The organism is Sorangium sp. So ce693 (genome assembly GCF_051521375.1).
GTDB classification, from domain to species: domain Bacteria; phylum Myxococcota_A; class Polyangia; order Polyangiales; family Polyangiaceae; genus Sorangium; species Sorangium atrum.
The window spans coordinates 4,022,825-4,039,773 of record NZ_CP150347.1; the positions used below are offsets into that span (position 1 = coordinate 4,022,825).

General features: G+C 67.9%; 11 protein-coding genes and 3 pseudogenes. 7 read left to right on the forward strand and 7 right to left on the reverse strand.

The features are described 5' to 3' along the window. Positions 1–36: 36 nt before the first annotated feature. Both WMF14_RS15340 and WMF14_RS15345 read left to right on the forward strand, forming a co-directional pair. Complete coding sequence (locus tag WMF14_RS15340) at positions 37–1,425, forward strand: IS1380 family transposase (RefSeq protein WP_437789980.1); 1,389 nt, start codon at positions 37–39, stop codon at positions 1,423–1,425. A 160-nt stretch (positions 1,426–1,585) separates the two neighbouring features. After that, positions 1,586–1,735, forward strand: a pseudogene (locus WMF14_RS15345) (alcohol dehydrogenase); the annotation flags it as partial. Positions 1,736–1,898: 163 nt separating this feature from the next. On the opposite strand, the gene WMF14_RS15350 reads toward WMF14_RS15345, so the two are convergent. Further along, the gene (locus WMF14_RS15350; RefSeq protein ID WP_437789980.1) at positions 1,899–3,287 is read right to left on the reverse strand and encodes an IS1380 family transposase; all 1,389 of its coding nucleotides are present in this window, start codon (positions 3,285–3,287) and stop codon (positions 1,899–1,901) included. 129 nt (positions 3,288–3,416) lie between these two features. On the opposite strand from WMF14_RS15350, the gene WMF14_RS15355 reads away from it, so the two are divergent. The 3 genes and pseudogenes from WMF14_RS15355 (at position 3,417) to WMF14_RS15365 (ending at position 5,607) form a co-directional block, all read left to right on the forward strand. Beyond that, positions 3,417–3,959, forward strand: coding sequence for a hypothetical protein (locus WMF14_RS15355; RefSeq protein WP_437804217.1), 543 nt, complete (start codon positions 3,417–3,419; stop codon positions 3,957–3,959). After that, positions 3,943–4,440 (forward strand): annotated as a pseudogene (locus WMF14_RS15360) (PAS domain S-box protein); the annotation flags it as partial. The gene WMF14_RS15355 and the pseudogene WMF14_RS15360, both read left to right, overlap by 17 nt. After that, positions 4,429–5,607: an ATP-binding response regulator gene (locus WMF14_RS15365; protein ID WP_437804219.1), complete on the forward strand. Its 1,179-nt coding sequence runs from the start codon at positions 4,429–4,431 to the stop codon at positions 5,605–5,607. The pseudogene WMF14_RS15360 and the gene WMF14_RS15365, both read left to right, overlap by 12 nt. Positions 5,608–5,694: 87 nt before the next feature. On the opposite strand, the gene WMF14_RS15370 is transcribed toward WMF14_RS15365, so the two are convergent. Then, a complete protein-coding gene (locus tag WMF14_RS15370) occupies positions 5,695–5,886 on the reverse strand; it encodes a hypothetical protein (RefSeq protein WP_437801725.1) in 192 nt (63 codons plus the stop codon). Positions 5,887–5,946: 60 nt separating this feature from the next. Further along, positions 5,947–6,597, reverse strand: coding sequence for a hypothetical protein (locus WMF14_RS15375; protein WP_437801727.1), 651 nt, complete (start codon positions 6,595–6,597; stop codon positions 5,947–5,949). 557 nt (positions 6,598–7,154) lie between these two features. Here WMF14_RS15375 and WMF14_RS15380 point away from each other — a divergent pair. Beyond that, positions 7,155–8,360: a hypothetical protein gene (locus tag WMF14_RS15380; RefSeq protein ID WP_437801729.1), complete on the forward strand. Its 1,206-nt coding sequence runs from the start codon at positions 7,155–7,157 to the stop codon at positions 8,358–8,360. 190 nt (positions 8,361–8,550) lie between these two features. Here the strand turns inward: WMF14_RS15380 and WMF14_RS15385 are convergent, their stop codons facing one another. From WMF14_RS15385 to WMF14_RS15400, 4 genes and pseudogenes are all read right to left on the reverse strand, one after another. Beyond that, positions 8,551–9,918, reverse strand: coding sequence for an MFS transporter (locus tag WMF14_RS15385; RefSeq protein WP_437801730.1), 1,368 nt, complete (start codon positions 9,916–9,918; stop codon positions 8,551–8,553). A 365-nt stretch (positions 9,919–10,283) separates the two neighbouring features. Continuing rightward, the gene (locus tag WMF14_RS15390) at positions 10,284–12,449 is read right to left on the reverse strand and encodes an SBBP repeat-containing protein (RefSeq protein WP_437801731.1); all 2,166 of its coding nucleotides are present in this window, start codon (positions 12,447–12,449) and stop codon (positions 10,284–10,286) included. Between the two features lie 298 nt (positions 12,450–12,747). After that, the gene (locus tag WMF14_RS15395) at positions 12,748–13,230 is read right to left on the reverse strand and encodes a CoA-binding protein (RefSeq protein WP_437801733.1); all 483 of its coding nucleotides are present in this window, start codon (positions 13,228–13,230) and stop codon (positions 12,748–12,750) included. Between the two features lie 868 nt (positions 13,231–14,098). Further along, positions 14,099–15,261 (reverse strand): annotated as a pseudogene (locus WMF14_RS15400) (integrase core domain-containing protein). A 514-nt stretch (positions 15,262–15,775) separates the two neighbouring features. Between WMF14_RS15400 and WMF14_RS15405 the strand changes: the two are divergent. After that, positions 15,776–16,753: a tetratricopeptide repeat protein gene (locus tag WMF14_RS15405; protein WP_437801734.1), complete on the forward strand. Its 978-nt coding sequence runs from the start codon at positions 15,776–15,778 to the stop codon at positions 16,751–16,753. The last annotated feature ends 196 nt before the right edge of the window (positions 16,754–16,949 follow it).

Consider the following 16,949-nt stretch of genomic DNA (forward strand, 5'->3'; position numbering starts at 1 on the left):
AAGAAAGGCTCGGCGTGGCGACCCGTCCGGGTTGCTATGACCAAACGAAGGCACACGCCGAGCACCTCCAAGGTGCGCCGGCGCGAACTCGGGTTCAAGAGGAAAGGCGACGGGCGGCACCAGGAGCGAATCCGGCGGCCAAACCCTGCCATGATTCACATCGCGCCTACGGAGAAGAATCTGACGGGCATCGCAGGGCTTGCCCCATTCGGCGCCTTCATCCGGGAGCTTGGCGTCGACGCGGCCTTGAGCCGCAGGTTCTTCCGGCTGAAGTCGGGTCGCTCGGTTATCTACCCGATGGCCGCGCAGATGCGCCTGCTGATGGACGGCGCGCTCGCCGGCGAGGAGCGCGTCTTCGGCATCGAGGCGCTCGCCGTCGATCCGCTCTTCGTACGCCTCGCCGGCGGGGTCGTCCCGAGCATCGACACCGTCTACCGGGACCTGTGCCGCTTCGACGACGATGCGCTCGAGGCGCTGCACAGCATGGTCGTCGATCACGGGCTTGCCCTGGTTGCTCGCCGAAAGCACCGATTCGTGCATATCGACGTCGACACCACCGTGGAGCCGCTCTTCGGAATGCAGGAGGGGGCGCGGCCGGGCCCGAACCCGCGCTACCACGGCCGGCCGAGCTATCATCCGATCCTGGCGCGGATCGCCGAGGTTGACGCCATCGTCGGGGCCAAGCTGCGACCGGGCGACACGAGCTTCGGCGAAGCCGATGTGCCCTTCGTCGAGAAGTGCATTGATCGCGCGCGCGCCGCAGCTCCGAGTGCAGCCATCTACGTACGGATCGATGGCGCTGGGGATTGCAGCGCCTTGATGCACGCCGTTGCTGCGAAGGGATGCTTTTTCCTGACCAAGGCGCGGATGAGCCCCGATCTGGTGGGCAGGATCGCGTACGCCACCGGATGGCGGACCATCGACCGAGATGCCGACGGTCGTCCTCGACGGCAGGTGACCGAGGTGCTCTTCCGGCGCCGCGATTGGCCCGATGGGGTCCGCGTCATCGCCGTACGCACACGCGACCGGGAGAATGGCAAGCAGATCAACCTTTGGGAGGGGCTCGACTACACGGTGCAGGTCTTTTTGACCAACGAGCCGGTCGAAGCGCCGGAAGACGTCGCGGCGCGGTATGACCTGCGCGCGGGCATCGAGCCGCTCATTGGCGAGCTCAAGCACGGGTGGGGATGCGGTCGCGTGCCGAGCCACTGCTTCAACGCCAATCATGCCGCGCTGCTGCTGAAGCTGCTGACGGCCAACCTGATGCGCCGCTATGTGCTGGAGCACGTTCCGCACCTGGCGAGCTGGCGAACGCCGTGGCTGCGCCGCGCGCTGATCCTCGTTCCGGGAAGGTTGGCCCGGTCGGGTCGGGGCACGACCCTGCACGTGCCGACGTGCTCGCAGCTCGCCCGCTGGCTCAATTGAAAATGAAACCAGCCGAAATGATCGTGGGGGGTAAGGGGGGCGTGCGCCTTCGTGACGCTCTGGGCGTCAGCCAATTGTAGTTTAAACCGCACGCGCTTGGCCGAGCGCCGCTCGCACGGCGCCTTCGGCTCGCTCGTGCCCCCCTGGGCGCGAAATCCACGCTCAGTTTGCCATCATCACCGACCCGGCGGCGCGCACGAAGGTCGCCATTATCAGCAAGGCGATCGTGCCGGACGTTTCGCTGGTCGATCCCCGGACGCTCCTGACGATGGATCCCCGCCTTACGGCGTGCACCGGCATCGACGCTCTCAGCGTGGATTTCGCGCCCAGGGGGGCACGAGCGAGCCGAAGGCGCCGTGCGAGCGGCGCTCGGCCAAGCGCGTGCGGTTTAAACTACAATTGGCTGACGCCCAGAGCGTCACGAAGGCGCACGCCCCCCTTACCCCCCACGATCATTTCGGCTGGTTTCATTTTCAATTGAGCCAGCGGGCGAGCTGCGAGCACGTCGGCACGTGCAGGGTCGTGCCCCGACCCGACCGGGCCAACCTTCCCGGAACGAGGATCAGCGCGCGGCGCAGCCACGGCGTTCGCCAGCTCGCCAGGTGCGGAACGTGCTCCAGCACATAGCGGCGCATCAGGTTGGCCGTCAGCAGCTTCAGCAGCAGCGCGGCATGATTGGCGTTGAAGCAGTGGCTCGGCACGCGACCGCATCCCCACCCGTGCTTGAGCTCGCCAATGAGCGGCTCGATGCCCGCGCGCAGGTCATACCGCGCCGCGACGTCTTCCGGCGCTTCGACCGGCTCGTTGGTCAAAAAGACCTGCACCGTGTAGTCGAGCCCCTCCCAAAGGTTGATCTGCTTGCCATTCTCCCGGTCGCGTGTGCGTACGGCGATGACGCGGACCCCATCGGGCCAATCGCGGCGCCGGAAGAGCACCTCGGTCACCTGCCGTCGAGGACGACCGTCGGCATCTCGGTCGATGGTCCGCCATCCGGTGGCGTACGCGATCCTGCCCACCAGATCGGGGCTCATCCGCGCCTTGGTCAGGAAAAAGCATCCCTTCGCAGCAACGGCGTGCATCAAGGCGCTGCAATCCCCAGCGCCATCGATCCGTACGTAGATGGCTGCACTCGGAGCTGCGGCGCGCGCGCGATCAATGCACTTCTCGACGAAGGGCACATCGGCTTCGCCGAAGCTCGTGTCGCCCGGTCGCAGCTTGGCCCCGACGATGGCGTCAACCTCGGCGATCCGCGCCAGGATCGGATGATAGCTCGGCCGGCCGTGGTAGCGCGGGTTCGGGCCCGGCCGCGCCCCCTCCTGCATTCCGAAGAGCGGCTCCACGGTGGTGTCGACGTCGATATGCACGAATCGGTGCTTTCGGCGAGCAACCAGGGCAAGCCCGTGATCGACGACCATGCTGTGCAGCGCCTCGAGCGCATCGTCGTCGAAGCGGCACAGGTCCCGGTAGACGGTGTCGATGCTCGGGACGACCCCGCCGGCGAGGCGTACGAAGAGCGGATCGACGGCGAGCGCCTCGATGCCGAAGACGCGCTCCTCGCCGGCGAGCGCGCCGTCCATCAGCAGGCGCATCTGCGCGGCCATCGGGTAGATAACCGAGCGACCCGACTTCAGCCGGAAGAACCTGCGGCTCAAGGCCGCGTCGACGCCAAGCTCCCGGATGAAGGCGCCGAATGGGGCAAGCCCTGCGATGCCCGTCAGATTCTTCTCCGTGGGCGCGATGTGAATCATGGCAGGGTTTGGCCGCCGGATTCGCTCCTGGTGCCGCCCGTCGCCTTTCCTCTTGAACCCGAGTTCGCGCCGGCGCACCTTGGAGGTGCTCGGCGTGTGCCTTCGTTTGGTCATAGCAACCCGGACGGGTCGCCACGCCGAGCCTTTCTTTCAAGGCGTTCCTTTTACAGCGCCGGATTTCTCACGCCCCGGATCGGATTTCTGGGCGCGAAATCCACGCTCAGTCACGCACTCGAGGCGTTCGTGTCGCGCGGCAGCTCGCCGCTGACCGACGTCCACGCGCTCGACGCCGCGCACCTCGTGATGACGACCCTCCCGGCGTCTTTTCGCGATCCGAGCGATCTCGAGGCACGTACGCGGATGATGCTCGCGAGCCTGGAGGCGGGCCTGGCCTTCTCGAATGCCAGCCTCGGCGTCCTCCACGCCATGTCTCACAGCCTCGGCGGCTGGCTTGACCTCCCGCATGGCGAGTGCAACTCGGTCGTGGTCAGGCACGTGGTGGCCTTCAACTTCTCGGCTGCGGAGGAGCGCTACGTCCGTATTGCCGAGGCCATGGGCCTCGAGCTCGAAGGCCTGAGCTCCACCGAGAAGTGCGCCCGCCTCCGCGCCGCCATCGAGGCGCTCTGCAGCGAGGTCGGCATCACCGAGACGCTCGGCCAGTCTGGCGTGCGGCGCAGCGACATTCCCGAGCTGGCGCGCCACGCGATGGATGACGTTTGCATCTTCACCAATCCTCGACCTGTGGACCAGAAGCAAGTGGAGGAGATATATGAAAGAGCCCTATGATCTCGCGCCCATCGAGCTCGACGAGAACCTCGCGAGAGTTCTGGGCCTCGGTGAGGGCTCGATCCGCAAAAACTACTACCCCGAGCTCCGCGCCCGCATCGCGGAGCTGGAGCGCTTCCGCGCCGCCCTCGACGAGAGCTGCGACGCGATCCTCCTCGCCGACCTGCCTGATGGCCGGCTCCGTGATGTGAACAAGACCGCCTGCCAGACGCTGGGTCTGTCCTCCAGCGAGCTCCTCGGGCGATCGCTCGGCGAGATCGTGCCCGCGCTAGGCGACAGCCTCGCGCGCACGGCAGGGCGCGCCGACAGGCTCGGCGAGACCGTTGAGGTGACCGTGCGCATCGCCCACGGGGGCGAGGTTCCCATGTGGGCAAACATGACCCCGGTGCGCGTCGCGGACGGGCACTACGCTGCCATCGTCATGCACGACCTCACCGAGAAGAAGCGGGCCGATGCCGAGCGCGAGCTGCTGCTCGAGAGCGAGCGCGCCGCGCGGGCGGACGCCGAGCGCGCGAGCCGTCTCAAGGACGAGTTCGTCTCCACGATCTCGCACGAGCTGCGCACGCCGCTTAACGCGATCCACGGCTGGACCGCCATCCTGCGCCGTCCTGCCATCAGCGCCGAGCAGCTCGCCAAGGGACTCGACGTCATCGCGCGCAACACGGGCCTCTTGGCGCAGCTCGTCGACGACCTGTTGGACGTAAGTCGCATCGCCGCAGGGAAGCTCAGCCTCGAATTCACTCCGCTCGATCTCGCCCCGGTCGTCGATGCAGCGGTCAATGATCTGCGCGCCTCCGCCGACGCCAAGGGCGTGACGCTGCGCACATCCCCCACGCCGTACGGCGCGCCCGTCGTGGGCAACACGGGGCGGCTCCAGCAGGTCGTCTCCAACCTCGTCTCCAATGCGATCAAGTTCACGCCTAAGGGCGGGTGCGTTGACGTGACACTCACCCGCGAGGGGGCTCGCGTCGTGCTCGACGTCCACGACACCGGGCAGGGTATTGAGCCCGAGTTCCTGCCGCATATTTTCGATCGCTTTCGGCAGGCCGACGCGTCCGTAGCGCGCCACCACGGCGGTCTCGGCCTAGGCTTGGCGATCGTGAAGCATGTGGTCGAGCGGCACGGCGGAACGATCCGCGCCGAGAGCACCGGCCCCGGCGCTGGGGCGCGCTTCATCGTCGAGCTACCCGCGGACTTGGCGCGGCGGCGCACGTATGACGCGGCGAGCGTCACGCGCTGGGAGCCCATGGACCTTACCGGCACGCGCGTGCTGGTCGTGGAGGACGACGTCGACTCGCGCGATCTTGTGCAGCGCGTCCTCGCGGAACACGGCGCGGATGTGCACGTGACGGCGTCTGGATCCGAGTCGCTGGAGTGGCTTGTGGATCATCCCATCGACGTGTTGGTGAGCGACATCAGCATGCCCGGCATGGATGGCTACGAGCTGATGCGGCAGGTCCGCGGCGGCCGCGCGCCGCTCGCGGCGGCCGCACCGGCCATCGCGATGACGGCGTTCGCGCGGTCCGAGGACCGCGCGTCGGCCCTAGGCGCCGGCTTCCAAGAGCACCTCGCCAAGCCGATCGATCCCGCCGCGCTCGTATCCGTGGTGGCGAGGCTTGCGAAACGAGCACCGTTCGTGAGCGCTTGAGCGCGCACTCCACACCCGTTGCACACTCGACCTCGTCGAGGCGCGGAGCACGGTCGATCCGGTCTTGGGTGTGCGCGCAGTGCTCTTTCAGCATACCGACGTGAGCAGGAGCGCCCGGTGCTCCTGGACCACCCGCGAGCGGATCGCCGCGAACGAGCGCGCCGGCAGCGCCTCTTCGAGGTGGAGACGGGCGCTCTCGTCGAGGCGGGCGACGGCGGCGCGACCTGCTCCTACCAGCGCGCCGGCCGATAGGCGCGCTCCCCAGGAACACTCACGCATGGAGGTCAGAGGCGGCGCCGCTCGGCCGGAACGTCGGAGGTGCCGGCCGGCGCCTCGTCGTCACGCTGGAAGCGAGCCGAAGAGCGACGCCCATACGGCGCGCGTCCGGACCGTCAGCGCGCTGCCCGCCGGCACCTCGATGGCGTCGTCGGGGACGAGCACCTTGGCGTAAATCGCCTCGTACACCCGCTTCACCTCACCCGGCCGGACCATGTCGCGATCGTGAGCCGGCATGATCCCGACCAGCCTGTATCTCTGCCGTTCGGCCAGGACCTGCTGATGGGGTGATTTCAACGTCGCGAAGTAGTACGCGAGCTCTGCTCCGATCGCGCGCCCGAGCCTCTCGAGTAGCATCGGGCCGAGGAGCGCGAGGGACGGGCCGCGATGCGCCGGAGCGATCGCGCCCATCCGGCACGTGATGGTCCTCGCGCTCGCGTTCTTCTCGAAGGTGGTCATCGCCACGATGGCGCCCTGGTGCCTCGCGACGATCGGGAGGATCGGCCGGTCCTCGGCGACGTCTGCGAGCATCGTCTGCTCGTAGTAGAACTCCGGCGTCAGGTGGCATGACTCGGCGCCGACGACGATGTCCGGGTACCACCCGCGGAGGTCCTCCACCAGCGCGAGGACATCGGCTCGCCGGAGCTGCACCAGCTCGTAGCCGCTCGGTACCTTCGTCTCTTTGAGCGTGGCGCGCGCTTCGTTCCAGTTCATGCGACATGCCCCTCGGTCAAGCGAGCCGTTCTTTGTTGAAGGAGATACGATTCCGGCTGGACCCAGCCGGCCACGCGAGCGCCCCGAGCCTGTCGAGCTCTTCCCTCGCGCCGGAGCTGCCCTGCGGGTAGAAGCGCGGGCGCGATGCGGAGTCAAGCGCCTCGCCCGGCCGCGGCCCCGGCGCGCCGGTTCGCGGGAGGGCGCCCGCGTGCGATGCACCGCCGCTTCGATGAGCTCCGAGAGCGAATCCGTCGGCGCAGGCCGGCCGTTCACCGCCGCCGAGCTCGACGCCTGCCTGAAGGCGATCGAGTCCTAGTCGCCGATCGCGCGCTGCTCGCGTCGGTCAGTGCGGAGGACCGCCGCCGGCCCCGCCGCCGAGCCCGCGCCCCTGGATCCTGAAGCTTCTGAAGACGACCAGTCGTCTCACGCCGCCGTGGTCGCCTCGCTGGCCAGCGCCCTCTGCCGCGCCGTCTCGTGTCGTCCACGAGGCGATCGGCCGGCGGCTCGGGCTCCACCGCCCGTCAACTCCGCTACCCAACATGATAGAAGCCGCGCCCATGACATCGATTTGCTTCCGCTCTACCGCCCCGTCGCTGCGACGCATCGCCCTGGCCCTCGCCGCAGCCCTGACCCTGACCGGTTGCTCGTCGGGCGGCGACTCGGGCGGCAACTCGCCGGTGCCGGCCGATCCCGTGCCCCTGACCGCGTTCTGCGCCGAATGGTCCGCTGCCCGCTGCGCCGGGGTGCAGCGCTGCTGCACCCAGACGACCGGCAAGTACGCCGACGACGCCGCCTGCGCCGCCGGCGAGACCGCCCTGTGCGAGGCGACGATGCTGCCCGCCCTCGGCAACCCCCAGTACATCTACGACGAACAGGCCGGCGGCGACCTCATCGCCCGCCTGCGCCGGTCCGGCGACGGCTGCCGCGAGCCCGACGGCGGCCTGGACATCACCGCCCTGCTGAAGCCGGCTCTGGAACCGGGCAGCGCCTGCGACCTGGCCGGCGCCGCCGCGCTGGGCGGGAATCCCTGCAAGGGGACCATCTGCAAACCGGCCAGCGCCGAGTCGACCGCCGGGACCTGCCTGGTGCTGCCCGCCGAGGGGGAGCTCTGCCCCGACCTGCTCTGCGCCGCCGGTCTGGTCTGCACCAGCGAGACGGATGGCGACCGTTGCCGCCCCGCTCCGCCCTTGCCAGCCGAGGGGAGCCCCTGCGACGGCAGCTCTGACGACCTGTGCGCGCCCGGGCTCCGCTGCCTGCCGACCACGGCCGCCCTACGCGCCTACTTCTCCGGCGGGGACTATCCCGAGGAGCGCACTTGCCAGCCCCTCCACAAGAACGGCGAGCAGGCCCTGGACCCTGGCGACTGCGAAAGCGGCCTCATGAAGATCACCTCCCAGGCCAGCCTGGCCGCCACCTGCACCGCCTGCCGCAGCCACCAGGACTGCTACAGCGAGAACACCGACACGTTCGACGGTCTGGTCAGCGTCGACAGCTATAGCGGTTACTGCGACCAGGGCGTCTGTCACGACGGCCTGAACGACGTCGCCCCCGGCAGCAAGTCCGAAGGCGCCATCTGCTTCGACGTTGCGGAGTGCCGGTCCCTCAGCTGCGACCGCACCCCCAACGCCTATGGCCACTGCCAGGAGGCGAATGTCGAGGCGCTGTTCTGCACAACGCCGTTCACGGGCGGGGGCGCCGCCACCGACGGGGAGGCGGCGCTCACTACCTCCAGCTCGGGGTCTCGACCCGCAGCTCGCCCCTGAGGCCGGCGGCGCCGGGGCGGTGACTCCGCCCCTCCGCACGAGCGACGAGGCCCAAGGACGAAGTACCGAGCCGGCGAGGTCGATGGCAAGGGATCTGTAACGCGGCCTCTCGAGGACGCCGTTCTCGTCCCGCGTGCGAGGTGATGACGTACACGCGGTCGCCGACGAGGGCGGCGCCCTCGAGGCGTGTTCAGCTCGCGCGCGCGAGGCCGACCGTGGCCGGCGCGCCGCTCTGGGCGAGGCGTTCGGCGAGGGCCTTGTCGTAGAGGGCCTGTTCGCTGGCCTTGTGGGCGGCCGTGAAGCGCACAAGGATCGCGCACACCGACGAGACGAGCGCGGCGAAGCCCAGCACCGCAAAGCAGTCCTGGGTGTCGCCGACCGCCTTGAGCAGAAAGCCCGCCGCGACAGCGCCGACATTGCCGCCCGCGCCCACGATGCCCGCGACGCCGCCGAGCGCCTTGCGATCGATGAAGGGCACGAGCGCGTAGGTGGCGCCGCACGCCATGTGCGTGAAGAGCCCGAAGCAGATCATCGCGACCACCGCCATCCCCGCCGTCTGCGTCCGGGAGAACCAGAGCAGGCCGAGCCCCTCGCCGACCATCAGCGCGAACAGGAGGGTCGTGCGCGCGTCCAGGCCCTTCCGATGGGCCAGCCGATCGGAGAGGATGCCGCCCACGGCGCGCGCGAAAAGCGCCAGGAGCCCGAAGCTGCCCGCGGCCATGCCCGCGGTCTGGAGATCCAGCTTGAAGCGGTCCACGAAGTAGCTGGCGGCCACGTTGTGCACGAAGAGCTCGATCCCGAAGCAGGCTCCGTACGTGACGAACAACATCCAGGACCGGTAGTTGCCCATCGCCGCCTTGAAGACCGCCCATCCGCCCTTCTTCCCGCCCTCGATCTCGACGCCCGCCGCGCGAAGGTCCTTGTAGTTCCCTTGCGGGCAGTCCTGGGTGAACTTCCAGTAGAGGACCGCCACGACGAGCATGAGCGCGCCCGGCACCACCATCGCGAGGCGCCAGCCCATTGAGGAGCTGACACCCAGGCTCAGCACCGCCGCGAGCACCCAGGGCATGGTCGACTGCGTGACCCCCCCGCCGGCGTTGCCCCAGCCCGCGCTCGTGGCGTTCGCGGTGCCGACCACGTTGGGAGCGAACATGACGGACGTGTGGTACTGCGTGATGACGAAGCTCGCGCCGATCATGCCGATCAGCAGCCTGAAGAACAGGAAGACCTCATAGCTCCGCGCCAGCGCGATCCCGAGCACGGGGATGGCGCCGAGCGCCAGCAAGCACGTGTAGGTCGCCCTCGGACCGTACTTGTCGCAGAGCGGCCCGATCACCAGACGACCCGCGACCGTGATTCCCACGGCGGCGATGTTGATGTTGGCGATCTGCTCCTTGGTCAGCCCGAATTCCCCCTTGATGACCGGCATCAGCGGCGCAACCGCGAACCACGCAAAGAAGCAGGCGAAGAACGCCAGCCAGGTCAAGTGGAATGCGCGCATCGCTGGAGTCGACAGCGAAAATAGCTCGATCTTGGTCGCCTTGGTAGCCTGGGTCATGGGTCCTCGTAAGGTGCGGTTCTGAAGGACCTCGCGGTGCGCAGCTCGAGGCCTCAGGACGGATCCATAAAACAAGGACCGTAAATGGGTCGTAAATCGTATGTTTCCGATCGGTGTCGGAGCACAAATGGGCTGCAGATGGTATGTTTCCGGTCGATGTCGGACCCTGGATGGGCTGTCGAACGTATGTTTCCGGCCGATGTCCGACGGCGAATGGGCTGTCGAACGTATGTTTCCGGCCGATGTCCGACGGCGAATGGGCTGTCGAACGTATGTTTCCGATGGATGTCCGCGCCGTGGTCATCACGGCGCGCGGTGCGCGGTCAGGGCGCCTGCGGGTCGGCCATCGCGATCGGAAGCGCGCTTCAGGGCCAGGCGAGGGAGCGCGTCTGCCCGATCCTCGCGACGAAGGCGTCGGCGTCTCCGTTGTGGGTGAGATCGGGGCGGCTCACGGTCGGGAAGCTCGCCTCCGCCGAATAGGTGAACCCGGCGACGAACGCGTCACCGCGCCAGTGCACCGCGATATCTCTGCCGGCGTCCGTGCTCGATCCGCCGATGAACCCCGAGTAGACGAGGCGCGCGCCGGAGGCGTCGACCTTGGTCACGAAGGCGTCGAAACCGCCGTTGTGGGTGAGGTCGGGCCCCCCGAGGGCGGGAAAATCAGCGGAGGATGTCGCGCCCGTCAGGTAGGCACGGCCGGCGAGGTCGACAGCGAGCCCCGTGCTGCCGTCCAGGCTCGTGCCGCCGACATAGCCGGCGTAGACGAGCTCGGCGCCTGACGGGCTGACCTTCGCCACGAACGCGTCCTCGGCGCCGTTGTAGGTCAGGTCGGGCCCGATCTTGACCGGAAAGGTCAGCTCGTCGGAGGCGGTGTTCCCGGAGATATAGGCGTTGCCTGCGAGGTCCACGTCGATGCCCTGGCCGACGTCGGAGCCGGCGCCGCCGATGTAGCCGGCGTACTCGAGCCCGGTGCCCGAGGGGCTCACCTTGGCGACGAAGGCGTCGCCGACGGTTCCTCCGTCGTTCTGGGAGAGATCCGGGCCGACCTGGACAGGGAAGGTGTCCGCGCCCGAGAAGGTCCAGCCGGTGACATAGGCGGCGCCGGCCCAGTCCACGGCGATGGAGAAGGCCTCGTCCTGCGCGCTGCCGCCGATATAACCGGCATAGACGAGGCCTGCGCCGGAGGCGTCGACCTTGGCGATGAAGGCGTCGGCGCCGCCGTTCTGCGTGATATCGGGGCCCACCTGAGCGGGGAACGTCGATGCGTCGGAGTCGGCCCTCCCGGTCACATAGGCGTCGCCGCAGCTATCCACCGCGACGTCGAACCCGATATCGATGCCCGAGCCGCCGATGTAGCCGGCATAGGCGATGTCCTCGCCGGAGGCGTCGATCTTCACGATGAACGCGTCGCCCTGGCCGTTGTAGGTCAGGTCCGGGCCGATCTCGACGGGGAAATCGTCGGAGTGCGTGATGCCTGTCACGTGGGCCTGGCCGGCCCAATCCACCGCGATGCCCCTGCCGAGCTCGAACCCGGATCCGCCGATATAGCCCGCGTAGACGAGGGCGCCCCGGGGGTCCACCTTGGCGACGAAGGCGTCCTGGCCACCGTTGTATTTGAGATCGGGACCGACGATGTCCGGGAAGGTCGTCCGGGTGGAGGTGGTGGAGCCCGTGACATAGGCGTTGCCGACCAGGTCCACCGCGATGTCCTCGCCGTCGTCCGAGCCGGATCCACCGATGAAGCCGCAGTAGATCAGCACGGCCGGATCGATGACCAGCGGCAGGGTCGGGTCGTAGGCGCCCAGGCGGAGCCCATACGTCTGCGCCCCGTCCAGCGCGGGTGCCTCGAGGGCGTACGCGCTCGGCACCGCCACGCGGCCCTCCGGGGTGTCCTGGAAGGACAGCGGCGCGTCGTCGGTGAAGCTGCCTGCCGGCGTGGAGATCTCGATCTGCCCGCCCTCGGTCAGGCGCACCGCGCTCGCGCCCCGGTAGGTGAGCCGGATCTGCGCCGGATCGGACCCCGGCGCGACGACGAGCTGGTATTTCAGCGCGTGGGCCGTGCCCGAGATCTCGAGATCGACGCCGGGCCAGAGGTCCTCGTAAACGACTGCGGCATAGGTCGGGAGGCCGGTCCTCCACTGCTCGCGAGGGCCCGTGAAATAGCTGACCACCGCGCCGGTGGAATCCTTCCCCTCGGGCGCGACGCCGGCTCGATGGCCCTCGAACTCGAGCCTCACCGCCCAGCGGGGGAGCGATGCCTCCGGGGCGCCGGCCAGGACGAAGGTGATGCCGTCGGGCCCGAAGTGAACGGCCTTGTCTCGCCCCTGGACGTGATAGCCCGCGGCGGACTCCGCCGGCCTTCCGCTCTCGATGAAGTGGAGCGCAGGCTCGACCAGGGTCGCCTGCGACCCGGCCGCGCTGTCGTCCGGAGCGGCGGGCGCCTCGCCGTCCATGCGTCCTGGCGTCGCGTGATCGCAGGACGAGAGGCCGAGCGCCCCACCGAGAAGCCATGCAGTCCTCAGGATCGTCATCAACGTTCCCCCTCCCGCCATGCATCGCACGGCCGCGGCCGGGAGAGGCGGGGATGAAGGATACGACCTGACCCAGGGCATGCCAGGCGCCCTCCGGGGCTTACGGCAGGATGCGGGCGTTGCCACGCGGACGGCACGAGCGCGCCGTGGACCCGTGAAGGATCGCGCCCACGGCCGCGGCTGTGCTCGGCATCCCCGCGCCCGCCGACTCTACACGATCTGCTTTCCTCGCTGCAGCCTTCGCGTCAAGCCGCCAGGGATCCGCAGAAGCCTGGAGGCGTCGAGTGTGGGGCTGTTTTCATGGCGTCCGCGAGCTCACCGCCAAGCGTTGTGCCTCGAATGGCTCGATGGAAGGCCACATCGACGCTCGCCGGCAGCCAATGCAGTCCTCCGCGACCGGAATCCCTGCGCCGAGCAGCCTGCGCGCCGCCGAGAGCTCGAGCAGCCCGGATTGGAACCACACCACCGAGGGACGCAACACGAGCGCATCCTCGACGTGGGGCACGAACTCCTCGGGCTTGCAGAAGACGTTGAGCACGTCGATCGGCGCGGGAAGCTCGATCAGGCGGCGGCGGACGGGCACGCCGAGGATCTGGGTCGCCTCGGGATAACGGGTCGGGACGGGGAGGATATGGTAGCCGACCTTCTGGAGGTAAAGCGGGATCTGGTGCGCATCGAGATCCCGGCGGCTCTCCGGCTTGATCCCCAGCACGGCGATCGAACGCGCATTTCTGAGCGTCCGTTCCATGTCCGCCACGCCGAGTAGAGGGACGTCGAGCATGTTCTGCGCCGCGGAGAATATCTAGCATGCGCGTCGTCGTCCTGGACCTGCGTGATCTCCGCGATGAAGATTCTCTCCATTGCCGTCGCGATCTCCGCGCTGAATGCAGCCAAGGGCGGTTGGCAGCCCGAGCCGCCGAGGGGCGGTCGCTCGATCAAGGATATCGGTGACACCGAAGCTTTGGTCAGAGAAGAGGGCGAAGCCCAGGTCGCGAGGGGACAGCAGCGCCGCGCAAGACGACGCCGGAGCTGCGCAGCGGAGGCGACGACCAGGCGCAGGTGTTGAGTTATAGTAACGCAGAACACCAAGAGGGGCGCACAGGAGGGGCCGGGGCTGCACAGGAGGGGGGCCGGGGCTGCACAGGAGGGGGGACGGGGCCGCGCAGGAGCGAGCCGGGGCCGCATAGGAGCCGCTGAAATGCGTGATAGAACACAAAATTGGACGCGCAGGATGGGCGCACGGGCCGCGCAGTAGCCGTTTGATCGTACGATAGGACACCAATTGGAGTGCGCAGGAGGGTACTGGGACCGCGCAGGAAGGGCGCCGAGGCCGCGCAGGAGCCTGCCGGCGCCGCGCCGCAGGCCCGCCAGGGCCACGCACGAGGGTGCTGGGACCGCGTGGGAAGCCGCCAGAGCCGCGCAGCGTGTACGAGCGGAGCCCTGGTAACACTTCTGACCGGGAGCTGCGGTGACACTTCCTTGAGCTACGGGCCCATGCTCCGGGAGGACTGGAAACAGGGGACCGGATCCTCGTCGACACGACACGCTCGCCGCGCTTTCTCGGATCGCCAGGACCTATACACCAACCGCTCCCCGTGGTCGCGGTACACACGAGCCTCTTCTCACGATCCGGCGTGAGTTCGCGCAGGTCACCGCGCCCTGGCCAGCTTCAGCTCCTTGTTCTTGAGGGTGACCTGCGCGAGCAGGACCGGGCCGTAGTACAGCTCCCAGACGTCATCGGCGATCGGCGTCAGCCCCACGGGCTCGCCGGCGAGCAGTGCGGAGATGGTGGTCTGCGAGCCCCGAACAGCATCCGTCCTTGGTCGTCAAGGCGTCGAATGGCCATCGTGTCCGGGTACTCCGGCGACGAGGGCTTGCTCGGCATCGAACGACGCGAGGGCGTGTAGCGCGAAGCCGGCGTCCTCTGGCCGAGCGCCTCGTGCGGACGCTGATCATTGTACTCGTGCCGAAACCAGTCGAAGACGCGCCGCTGCGCTGCCAAGTTGGCTTCTGGCGGCGATGTCGCCTCCGCCTTCAACGTCTTGTGCATTCGCTCGTGGCGGCCGCTCTGCTGCGGCCTACCGGGCTCGATCCGCTCGGGATGAATGCCGAGCTTGATCCAGCTGACCGAGAGCGCCGAGAGCCCACCGATGCCGATCGTGGCGAACGGCGGGCCGTTGTCCGAGCGGATGCGGTGCGGCAGCCCGAACTCGCGGAACGCGCGCTCGAAGTGCGGCCGCACCGAGGCCTCGTCCGGCTTCGCCACGCCCTCGCACTTGAGCAAGTACCGCGTCGCCTGATCCGTCAACGTGAGCGGGTGACACCGGGTCTTGTCGCCGAGCGCGAAATGCCCCTTGAAGTCGACGCACCATGTGTCATTAGGCTGCTCCGCTGGAGCCAGCGGCGGCGGCATCGCGGTCGGTGGCGTCACCACGCGCCGCCGACGGGGCCGGATCAGCCCATGCTTCTTGAGCAGCTCGCCGATGGTGCTTGCCGCCGGTAGCCCCTCCACGCCCAGGCTCTCCAGCCGGGCGCGCAGCTTCTTCGGCCCCCACGTGGGGCGCTCCTTCCGCAGCTCGATCAGCGCGTCGACGAGCCCCGTTGGCGTCGCATGCGGGAACGTGTGAGCCACGGGCCGCCGCTCCTCCAGCCCGCTCGGTCCGGCCTGCTCGTAGCGCTCCACCCACTTGTACCCCGTCTTCCGGCTGATGCCGAACCGCCGGCACAGCTCCGCGAACGTCTCGTCCGACTCGTTTACCTGCGCGATGAACCGAAGCCTCTCGTCCACTGAACATGTCTCTTTCCAAGGCACCAGCGCTCCTCCGTCGCCGGTCCTCTACGACATGTGTCACCGAAGCTCCCGGTCCGTCCAGGTGCGACCCAGGCTGCCGGTCTGAACCGTTACCCAGGCCACCGGTCCGTACCCTCACGCTCGAGGGCGTCACCTTCGAGATCGGCCGGGCCATGGCGGCATCAGCTGGAACTTCGATGGCAGCACGACGATGGCGGAGGACGGCAACTCCGCCGAGACGCTGCGATTTCCTGAATAGCCGGATTGAAGCTTGCCGCGGCGAGCTCGCCGGCTCGGCCGAGGCCGCGTCACCGCGGATGGGTGATGGGTATGGACAGCCAGACGCCCGCAGGAACGTCCGGGTCACACTGCCGCGGCGCCGAGGCCCTCGATCCTCTACCCCGCGACGCGTGGTCTACTCATGGGCCATGGGGGTGCGACATCCTGGGCGACTTGCACGAGCCCGGTCGGGTAGACAACAACGGCACCGAGTTCACCGACATGCGCCCGCCAGGCGCGCTATCCTCGCGGCACCATGGAACGCGCACCTGACTGGCTCTCCCTATGCACCGACGGCATCGACCTGGCAGCGCAAGATGCAGCAGCCCTGGAGACCCACCTGCTGAAGAGCTCGAACGACATCGAAGCGCGCGCCAAGTTGCTCGGGTTCTATTTCACGAACCAAGATGATGACGCACAGCGCCGACGAGCAGACCACGTTCACTGGCTGATCGCACATCGCCCAGAAATCCATCTTGCTGCCTTCGCGCGCATCCACCCGGAACTTTACCCGGATGCATACAACGAGGGGAAACGCCTCTGGCTGAGCACGGTATCCAACAGCGCCAACGACCTCGCTGTCCTCAGGAATGCTGCCAGCTTTCTTGAGTCCGGAGATCCAGACATAGCCGAAGATCTATACAAGCGAGGAGCCACAATCGAACCGGACGAGTCAGTTTGGCGACAGCGCCTAGGAGGGCTGCACTTCAGATCCTGCATTGGCTCGACATCGAGCGAGGAGCGCAAACGAATTGCACGCGAAGCGCTCGCGGAATACGAAGTGGCGCTCACGCTTGAGCGCTGTTCGCTAGAAGCACTCGGAATTCTCATGGACATCGCAGAGGCGGCAGTCGTGTGTGAGAACTACGAGCGGGCGACTGAAGCCGCAGAACGACTACTTGCCGACGCCGAGGGGCACGTCAACACGTTTCAGTACGGCAATGCCGTGCATCTCGCGCACATCGTTCTAGGAAAAATCGCTCTAGCATGTGGTGAACCAGCCAGGGCAGCAGCACACCTGCGAGCCGCGAGCGAGGTTCGCGGCTCGCCACAACTCAAGACTTTTGGACCCGATCTCGAGCTCGCATCCCGATTGCTGGCCATCGGACGGCGAGACGCTGTCACGTTCTACATCGATGGTTGCAAGAAGTTTTGGGAGAGTGGCGCGTCATTGCTGGAAAAATGGACACTCGCCATCGGTCGCGGCGAAACACCAGATTTCTCAAAGCGCTGAACGACGTCTTGACCAGCTCGTCCACGAGGCTGCGTCGCGTATCGGCTCGATGCCCCCTTCTGGCGCTGGCGACCACGCCTGTGTGCCGCCCAAGGGTCGACCGCGCGCCGTGGAGCTGGACCGAGCTACTCCCGACCGGACCCACACGTCGATTTGCGCAATAATCTCTATCGTCGCCGCAGAGCGCCTCACCGAG

Excerpts from the sequence above, each read along its gene's own strand:
- WMF14_RS15340 (WP_437789980.1), top strand. The coding sequence starts at position 37 with ATGACCAAACGAAGGCACACGCCGAGCACCTCCAAGGTGCGCCGGCGC.
- WMF14_RS15350 (WP_437789980.1), bottom strand. The coding sequence starts at position 3,287 with ATGACCAAACGAAGGCACACGCCGAGCACCTCCAAGGTGCGCCGGCGC.
- WMF14_RS15370 (WP_437801725.1), bottom strand. The coding sequence starts at position 5,886 with ATGCGTGAGTGTTCCTGGGGAGCGCGCCTATCGGCCGGCGCGCTGGTA.
- WMF14_RS15375 (WP_437801727.1), bottom strand. The coding sequence starts at position 6,597 with ATGAACTGGAACGAAGCGCGCGCCACGCTCAAAGAGACGAAGGTACCG.
- WMF14_RS15380 (WP_437801729.1), top strand. The coding sequence starts at position 7,155 with ATGACATCGATTTGCTTCCGCTCTACCGCCCCGTCGCTGCGACGCATC.
- WMF14_RS15385 (WP_437801730.1), bottom strand. The coding sequence starts at position 9,918 with ATGACCCAGGCTACCAAGGCGACCAAGATCGAGCTATTTTCGCTGTCG.
- WMF14_RS15390 (WP_437801731.1), bottom strand. The coding sequence starts at position 12,449 with ATGACGATCCTGAGGACTGCATGGCTTCTCGGTGGGGCGCTCGGCCTC.
- WMF14_RS15395 (WP_437801733.1), bottom strand. The coding sequence starts at position 13,230 with ATGCTCGACGTCCCTCTACTCGGCGTGGCGGACATGGAACGGACGCTC.
- WMF14_RS15405 (WP_437801734.1), top strand. The coding sequence starts at position 15,776 with ATGGAACGCGCACCTGACTGGCTCTCCCTATGCACCGACGGCATCGAC.